We start from the raw sequence: 7467 nt of genomic DNA, 5'->3' as shown, positions 1-7467 counted from the left end.
GGCGGGCTGCGCCGGCGGTGGTGCGGCAATGGCTGTCGCGGCCTCTGCCACCACGGGGGCGGCAACAGGCGCGGGGCGTGGCGCTTCGGGCTGCGCGCCCGTGGCTTCGCGGCGGATCGGGCTGGGTCGCGGCGGCAGGTTCAGGCGATGTGCCTTGCCCACCACAGCATTCTTGGAGATTCCCATGCGACGACCGATCTCGGCCGTCGAATGGCCTTCCGCCCAATAGCCCCGCAGGGCCTCGATGGCCTCCGGTGTCCAATCCATAGGCGCCGTCTCCTGCGTCCCTGCTACCATATACGGTAGTTGCGTGCTGGGGTTGCGCACAAGATGGGGTTATTCACATCACCCCCGAAATCTGTGGAAAACCCCTTGCGCGGCACCACGAAATCGGGAGGGCATCCCGATTCGCGGCATCGGGAATCAGAAGAGCAGGCCCTTGCGCAGCATGCCGTGCACGCCCTTCTCGCCATTCACCGTTTGTGTCACACGGAAATCCACAGCCAGCGAGCAGAACTGATAGGCGTCGGCCGGCGAGACATTCGCGCGTGCGACAATAAAGCCGATCATCTCGCGCAATGCCTGCTTCATCGCAAGATCAAGATCTTCGTGGATGCCCATGGAAACATAATGCGTCGGCGTCTCGGCACGCGGAAAACGCAGCAGCGGCTGGCGCGCGCCGCCGCCCTTGTGCAGCGTGAAGCGGAAATGACCCGTGAGGCACATTTCCAGCGCGGTGACGCAGACCTCGCCATCGCCCTGCACGCCATGGCCATCGCCGGCGGAGAAAAGCCCGCCCGGCGCATGCACCGGCAACCACAAGGTAGAACCCGCCACCAGCTCCTTGTTGTCCAGGTTGCCGCCATGCGCGCGCGGCTCCTTGGTGGAGATCTGGCCCCATTCCACCGGCGGCGCCACGCCCATCACGCCGAAGAAGGGCGAGAGCGGCAGGTCCAGGCCGCCATTCGGACCAAAGGGCAGGTGGCAGGTGTTCTTCTCGCGGTCCACCGGAATGTGCAGCAGGCGGCGGTAGGGGAAGTCTTCCGGCAGCGTGCCCACCAGCGGGCGGAAGTGGTTGTAGCCCCAGTCGGCGCCCAGCTCGACCTGTTCGATCTGGATCTCCAGCGCATCGCCCGGCTCGGCCCCTTCCACCGCCACGGGGCCGGTGAGGAGATGCGGGCCGAGGCGCGGCACGCCGGCGGCATGGATGGCGGCCAGGCATTCCGGCACCACCATGCCGCTGTCCGGTGGCGGCATGATCTCGGCGGGGCCGGAGACGCATTGCATCACCACCGTGTCGCCGGACTGCACCGTCATCACAGGCGCGAAGCTGGCGTCGAAGGCGCCGAAGCGCACGGTCTCCGGAGTGGCGGCGAGGTTATGGACGGTCATGCGGACAGGCTCCTGCGGTGCCGCAGGCGGGGCGGCGGCGCAGGTTCGGGCGAGCGGGGGGTGGCGGTCAAGATCAGGTGCCGATGAAGCCGCCCGATTGCCGCTGCCACAGCCGCGCATAGGGGCCGCCGCGTTCCAGAAGCTGCGCATGCGTGCCCTGTTCCACCACCCGCCCATGCTCCAGCACCACCAGCCGGTCCATGGAGGAGAGGGTGGAGAGGCGATGCGCGATGGCGATCACGGTCTTGCCCGCCATCAGCCGGTCCAGCGATTGCTGGATGGCGGCCTCCACCTCGGAGTCCAGGGCGCTGGTGGCTTCGTCCAGCACCAGGATGGGGGCGTTCTTCAGCAGCACGCGCGCGATGGCCACGCGCTGCCGCTGGCCGCCGGAAAGCTTCACGCCCCGCTCGCCCACATGCGCGTCATAGCCGGTGCGGCCGCGCCAGTCGGAAAGGTCCTGGATGAAGGCATCGGCTTCCGCGTCGCGCGCGGCGGCGGCGATGTCCTCGGCCGTCGCTTCCTGGCGGCCGTAGCGGATATTGTCGCTGATGGAGCGGTGCAGCAGCGCGGTATCCTGCGTCACCATGCCGATGGCGGCGCGCAGGCTTTCCTGCGTCACGGTGGAGATATCCTGCCCGTCGATCAGGATTCTTCCTTGCTCCGGCTCGAAAAATCGCAACAGCAGGTTGACCGCCGTGGTCTTGCCCGCGCCGGAATGGCCGACAAGACCGACACGCTCGCCCGGCGCGATGCGAAGATCGAAGCCATCCAGCACGCCGCGTTCGCGCCCATAGCCAAAGCGGATGTTTTCAAAGACAATCTCGCCGCGCGTGACCCGCAGGGGCTTGGCATCCGGCCGGTCGGGTGCGGTGGGCGGCACCGCGATGCTGCCGATGGCTTCCTGCACCACGCCGATATTCTCGAAGATCGAAGCGACATTGAAGGCCACCCAGCCGGAGATATTCGCGATCTGCCAGGCCATCGGCAATGCCGCCGCCACGGTGGCCAAAGGAATGTCGCCACGGTTCCACAGAACCAGGGACAGCGCGGCCATGCCGGTGAGCATGGTGGCATTGAGCGTGGAGAGCAGCAGGCCGTTCAGCGTGATCATGCGCATCTGCCGCTGGAAGGCATCGGTCAGGCCCAGCACGCCCTCGCGCACAAAGGCATCCTCCTGCTCCGCGCGGGCGAAGAGCTTGAGGGTGAGGATATTGGTGTAGCTGTCCACGATGCGGCCGGTGAGCAGGCTGCGTGCCTCGCTGGCCGCCTTGGCGCGGGCGCGCAGGCGCGGGACGATGAAGCGCAACAGCGTGACATAGGCCGCGAACCAGCAGAGAATCGGCGCCGCCAGCCAGGCATCGGCCGTGGCGAGATAGATCACCGCGCCGGAGCCATAGACCAGGATGTACCAGACGGCGGTGACGGATTGCACCACGCTCTCCCGCAGGGATGGCCCCGCCTGCATCACGCGGTTGGCGATGCGCCCGGCGAAATCCTCCTGAAAGAAGGCCCAGCCCTGGCGCACCACATGCCAGTGGCTCTGCCAGCGGATCATGCTGGTGACGGTGGCATTGATGGCCTGCTGGCTGACCAGGTTCTGCGACAGGATGGCCAGCGGGCGGCAGACCAGCAGCACGAAGCCCATGCCGAGCAGCGGCGCCCAGGCCTCGGTGAAGAGGCGGCCCGGCGGGTGCTCGCCCAGCAGGCCGATGACGCGGCCGATGAAGATGGGGATGGCGGCATCCAGCAGCGCCACCGAAAGGCCGGCGAGAAACAGCAGCGCGAAGAGCAGCCGCGCCTGGCGGATGAAATACCAGTAGAAGCCGGCGAGGCTGGCCGGCGGCGGCCGGTCCGGCACCGGCACGCCCAGGGCCCGGCTGGCAGCCTGGCCGGGCGGCGCCACGGGGTCGATCAGAGTCTCGAGGGGGAAGCGCGGCATGGGGCAAGGCAGGACCCGTGCCGAGCCCCTGTCAACCGGGCGGATATGACAAGTGGCGGAACCGCAGGAGCGGGCGGGGCCTTTCGCCGGCCCCGCCGCTTGGCGCTATTCCCCTGGCAGGGGCCTGGGGCCGCGATGCTCCTCGACCACCGTGGTCTCCACCAGCGCGGAGGGCTCGTAGAGAATGCGCGCCAGGGTGCCCGCCAGCATCGCGCCGGCGATGGGCGCGACCCAGAAAAGCCAGAGCTGGCCAATGTATTCCCCGCCCGCGAAGAGCGCCGGCGCCGTGCTGCGGGCCGGGTTCACCGAGGTATTGGTGACCGGGATCGAGATCAGGTGGATCAGCGTCAGGGCCAGGCCGATCGGGATGCCGGCGAAGCCCGTGGCGGCGCCCTTGGACGTGGTGCCGATGATGATGAGCAGGAAGAAGAAGGTCAGCAGCAGTTCCGCCGCGAAACTCGCACCCATGGAGTAGCGGCCAGGGCTGAGTTCCCCGTAGCCGTTGGAGGCGAAGCCCGCCGGCACCCAGTCGGCCTTGCCGGAGGCGATGAACCAGAGCGCTGCCGCGCCGCAGACGGCGCCCAGCACCTGCACCACGATGTAGGGCAGCACATGCTTGTTGGCGCATCGCCCGGCCGACCAGAGGCCAAGCGTGACGGCCGGGTTGAAATGCCCACCCGAGATATGGCCCATCGCATAGGCCATGGAGAGCACCGTCAGCCCGAAGGCGAAGGCCACGCCGACGAAGCCGATGCCGAGCTGGGGAAAGGCGGCGGCCAGGACGGCGCTGCCGCAGCCGCCGAAGACCAGCCAGAAGGTGCCAAGGAACTCCGCGATCAGCCTCCGCTGCATGTCATTGTGCATGATGGCGAATCCTTGGGGATGAGGATGCAAGGTGTCGCATGACGGGCTTCCGCAACCTGTGGTTGTGGCGACTGCCCAGCCATGGGCTGGGCGGCCGGCGCGCCGAGGCTATGCCGTATCCGAAACGAAATGCAACGCGCGGTTCCGCGAGCGGCCAGGCCGCCTCAGCCGGTCAGAGCCAGCCCTTGCGCTTGAAGTAGAGGATCGGCAGCACGGCGCTGCACACCATCACCAGCAGTGCCATCGGGTAGCCGAAGCGCCAGCCCAGCTCCGGCATATTGGCGAAGTTCATGCCGTAGATGCTGGCGACCAGGGTCGGCGGCATCAGCGCCACGCTGGCGACGGTGAAGGTCTTGATGATGCCGTTCTGGTCGATGTTGATGATGCCGAGCACGGCATCCAGCAGGAAATTCGCTTTGTTGGAGAGGAAGGAGGCGTGTTCCACCAGGGAGCGGACGTCGCGTTCCAGCACCTTGATGCTGGCCTTGTTCTCCTTGCGCACCGCCGTCGCCTTCTCGGCATTCACGAAGGTCAGGATGCGCGTCAGGCCCAGCAGCGTTTCCCGCGCGCGGGAGGTGACCTCGCCCACCTCGCCCAGCAGGATCAGCACGTCCTTCAGGTCGGCGTCGCGGGCATTGGCCTTCTTCTTGGTGGTGCCCTTGGCGGTGCGGAAGGCGGATTGGCTGGCGCGGTCCATGTCGGCGCCCAGGCGCTCCAGGATATCGGCCAGGCGGTCCACCACCTGCTCGAAGAGATTCAGCATCACCGCGTCGGAGGAGGTCAGCAGCCCCGGGTTGCGCTGCGCCCGGTTGGCGAAGGCGGTGAAGGCCTTGGGCGTGGCATGGCGCACCGTCAGCAGCGTCGGCCCCGCCAGGACGAAGGTGATGGGCGCCGAGGCGTATTCGCCCTGGTCGGCGCCATACAGGAAGGTGGCGGTGAGGAAGAGCGCCTCGCCCTCCCGGTAGAGGCGGGAGGAGCTTTCGATCTCCTGCATCTCTTCCCGCGTTGGCAGTTCCAGGGACAGCGCCTGCTCGATGGCCTGCACCTCGTCGCGCGAGGGGTTCAGCAGGTCGATCCAGACGGCGGCGCGCAGCGTGGCGGCGGGCTGGTTGCCGTCATCCAGGCTCAGTCGGCCACCGGCCACGGTATAGGTGGTCATCATGCGATGGCGGGTGCTCCCGGCGCGGGTTGCGGGCGGCGGTGTTCATACCGCCGCGCCGCAGTGGGTGTCACGCCGCGGCGGCGCGGGGCAGCGGCAGGCCGAAGAGGCCGGCCACGCCGGGGAAGTCCACCGCCTGCCGGTGGCGGTCGCAGGGCTGGGTGCCATCGGCCTCGCGCACCAGCTGGCAGGTCTGGAAGCCGGCCGTGGCGGCGGCATCCAGCTCTTCCGCCACGTCGGACAGGAAGAGGATGGATTCCGGCGGCAGGTGCAGGTTGCGGGCGATGGCGCCATAGCTGGCCGCTTCCCGCTTGCCGCCGGTGGTGGTGTCGAAGAAGCCGGTGAAGAGGCTGGCGAGGTCGCCGGCCGCCGAATGGCCGAAGATCAGCTTCTGCGCCGCCACCGAGCCCGAGGAATAGACATGCAGCCCGATGCCGGCGCGGGCCCAGGCGCGCAGGCAGGGCGCCACATCCGGCCAGAGATGCCCCTCGATGCGGCCGTCCAGATAGCCCTGGCGCCAGATCAGGCCCTGAAGGGTCTTCAGGGGCGTGACCTTGGCATCCTCCGCCATCCAGCGGCGCAGGGCCGCGGCGGCGTCCTCGCCCGGCTTCGCCAGGCGGCGGGCCTCGGTGAGGCAGGCGGCCACCTCGGGCTCCTGGCCATGGTCGGCCAGGAAGCCCTCCAGCGCCTCCCGCGCGAAGGGAAACAGCGTTTCCTTCACGAAGGCGATGCTGCTGGTGGTGCCCTCGATATCGGTCAGGACGGCGCTGACGGGCGCCATCAGCCCACCACCGCCGGGAAGCGGGTGGAGATGTCGTCGCCGGTGTAATGCGGCGTCCAGCCCGTGGTATCGGTGAAGATGCGCAGCGCCGTGACGCGCGGCTCGGTGCCGGCATCGAACCAGTGCTGGGTATTGGCCGGCACGGAGATCAGGTCGCCCTGGGTGCAATGGGCGTCATAAACCTTGCCGCCCACATGCATGATGAAATTGCCGCTGCCTTCATGGAAGAAGCGGACCTCGTCCTCCGTGTGGATATGCTCGGCCAGGAACTTCTGGCGCATGGCATCCTTCTGCGGATGGCTGGAATCGAGCTTGATCACATCCGCCGTGCCGGCGCCGGTATCGCCCATGAAAGCATCCAGCTGCGGGCGATAGGCGGCCAGCACCGTCTCGGCATCCGCGCCCTCGGGCAGCGTGGCCACCGGCCAGCGCTCGAAGCGCACATGGATGGGGGCGAGCGCGGCGGCGATCTCGGCCGCGTCGCTGCTGCGCAGCAATTCGGCGCCGGTGGCGGCGTCGCGGATGGTCAGAAGGCTCATGCCGTCCTCCTCGGGTGCGGGGGGTGTTCGTGCAGATGGCAATCGAGCATGAATTCCAGCGCCTCCGTGCGGGCCAGCGCGGTGTCCATGTCCGGACCCCATACATAGACCCCGTGGCCGCGCAGCAAATAGCCGGGCGGGATGACATCTTCATCCGCCGCCATGCGGTTCCAGCGGGCCTCCACCACGCCTTGCAGGCGGGCGATGTCCTGGTCGTTGTCGAAGACCGGCAGGGTGACGCTGGCCTCATGCGTGGGGAGGCCGGGGAAGGCCTTCAGCAGCTCATAGCCTTCCAGGGTGATGCTTTCCCCCGCGAGGCGGGAGAGCACGGTATTGGCGATGGAATGCCCGTGCAGCACCGCCCCGGCCTCGGGGAAGCGGCGATAGGCGCCGCAATGCAGCAGGGTCTCGGCGGAAGGGCGCAGGCCGGGCTGTTCCGGGCGGCCGTCCAGGTCCACCACCATCAGCGAATCCGGCGTCAGCCGCGCCTTGTGGAAGCCGGAGCGGGTGATGGCCACGCGGCCATCGGGCAGGCGGATGGAGAGATTGCCGGCGGTGGCGGGCACCCAGTTACGCCCATCCAATCGGGCGCCGGCCGCGATGATGGCCTCGGCCACCGGGGCCGGGATCGCCTCTGGGGTATTCTGCAAGGGCTCAGGCCTCCCGTTCCATGCGGCGGGGCGCGCCGCCATGCGGGCGCCTCACCGGCGGCGGCGTAGCAGCACGCCGCCCCCATGGCCAGGGGAGAGAGCCAGGCGAGGGGCCGGAGCCCCCGCGGGCGCGGGGCGGGTGC

Annotated in this window: 8 protein-coding genes; all 8 read right to left on the bottom strand. The window is 68.5% G+C overall.

Annotated features, from left to right (window positions below; genetic code table 11):
• Positions 1 to 267 (bottom strand): GcrA family cell cycle regulator (locus tag IBL25_RS23175; RefSeq protein WP_238940612.1); only part of this gene is annotated, 267 nt, incomplete at its 3' end.
• Between the two features lie 156 nt (positions 268 to 423).
• Positions 424 to 1392: an acetamidase/formamidase family protein gene (locus IBL25_RS23170; RefSeq protein WP_187780851.1), complete on the bottom strand. Its 969-nt coding sequence runs from the start codon at positions 1390 to 1392 to the stop codon at positions 424 to 426.
• Positions 1393 to 1465: 73 nt separating this feature from the next.
• Positions 1466 to 3331: an ABC transporter ATP-binding protein gene (locus IBL25_RS23165; protein ID WP_187780850.1), complete on the bottom strand. Its 1866-nt coding sequence runs from the start codon at positions 3329 to 3331 to the stop codon at positions 1466 to 1468.
• 105 nt (positions 3332 to 3436) lie between these two features.
• On the bottom strand, positions 3437 to 4195 hold the full coding sequence (gene aqpZ / locus IBL25_RS23160; RefSeq protein ID WP_187780849.1) for an aquaporin Z: 759 nt from the start codon (positions 4193 to 4195) through the stop codon (positions 3437 to 3439).
• A gap of 172 nt (positions 4196 to 4367) precedes the next feature.
• Positions 4368 to 5357 (bottom strand): magnesium/cobalt transporter CorA, encoded by a 990-nt coding sequence (gene corA / locus IBL25_RS23155; RefSeq protein WP_187780848.1) that lies wholly within the window; start codon positions 5355 to 5357, stop codon positions 4368 to 4370.
• A 67-nt stretch (positions 5358 to 5424) separates the two neighbouring features.
• On the bottom strand, positions 5425 to 6135 hold the full coding sequence (gene mtnC, locus IBL25_RS23150; RefSeq protein ID WP_187780847.1) for an acireductone synthase: 711 nt from the start codon (positions 6133 to 6135) through the stop codon (positions 5425 to 5427).
• On the bottom strand, positions 6135 to 6674 hold the full coding sequence (locus tag IBL25_RS23145) for a 1,2-dihydroxy-3-keto-5-methylthiopentene dioxygenase (RefSeq protein ID WP_187780846.1): 540 nt from the start codon (positions 6672 to 6674) through the stop codon (positions 6135 to 6137). Before IBL25_RS23145 ends, mtnC begins: the two co-directional genes overlap by 1 nt.
• Positions 6671 to 7324, bottom strand: a complete 654-nt coding sequence (locus tag IBL25_RS23140) for a methylthioribulose 1-phosphate dehydratase (RefSeq protein ID WP_238940611.1) — start codon at positions 7322 to 7324, stop codon at positions 6671 to 6673. The genes IBL25_RS23145 and IBL25_RS23140 overlap by 4 nt, the downstream gene beginning before the upstream one ends.
• Between the last annotated feature and the right edge of the window lie 143 nt (positions 7325 to 7467).

Source organism: Pseudoroseomonas ludipueritiae, assembly GCF_014490445.1.
Classification (GTDB): Bacteria; Pseudomonadota; Alphaproteobacteria; order Acetobacterales; family Acetobacteraceae; genus Pseudoroseomonas; species Pseudoroseomonas ludipueritiae.
This window is presented reverse-complemented; position numbering and strand designations above follow the sequence as displayed.

Bases quoted from the DNA above. Each gene is read 5' to 3' on its own strand.
- aqpZ (WP_187780849.1), bottom strand. From the start codon at position 4,195: ATGCACAATGACATGCAGCGGAGGCTGATCGCGGAGTTCCTTGGCACC.
- IBL25_RS23165 (WP_187780850.1), bottom strand. From the start codon at position 3,331: ATGCCGCGCTTCCCCCTCGAGACTCTGATCGACCCCGTGGCGCCGCCC.
- corA (WP_187780848.1), bottom strand. From the start codon at position 5,357: ATGATGACCACCTATACCGTGGCCGGTGGCCGACTGAGCCTGGATGAC.
- IBL25_RS23170 (WP_187780851.1), bottom strand. From the start codon at position 1,392: ATGACCGTCCATAACCTCGCCGCCACTCCGGAGACCGTGCGCTTCGGC.
- mtnC (WP_187780847.1), bottom strand. From the start codon at position 6,135: ATGGCGCCCGTCAGCGCCGTCCTGACCGATATCGAGGGCACCACCAGC.
- IBL25_RS23145 (WP_187780846.1), bottom strand. From the start codon at position 6,674: ATGAGCCTTCTGACCATCCGCGACGCCGCCACCGGCGCCGAATTGCTG.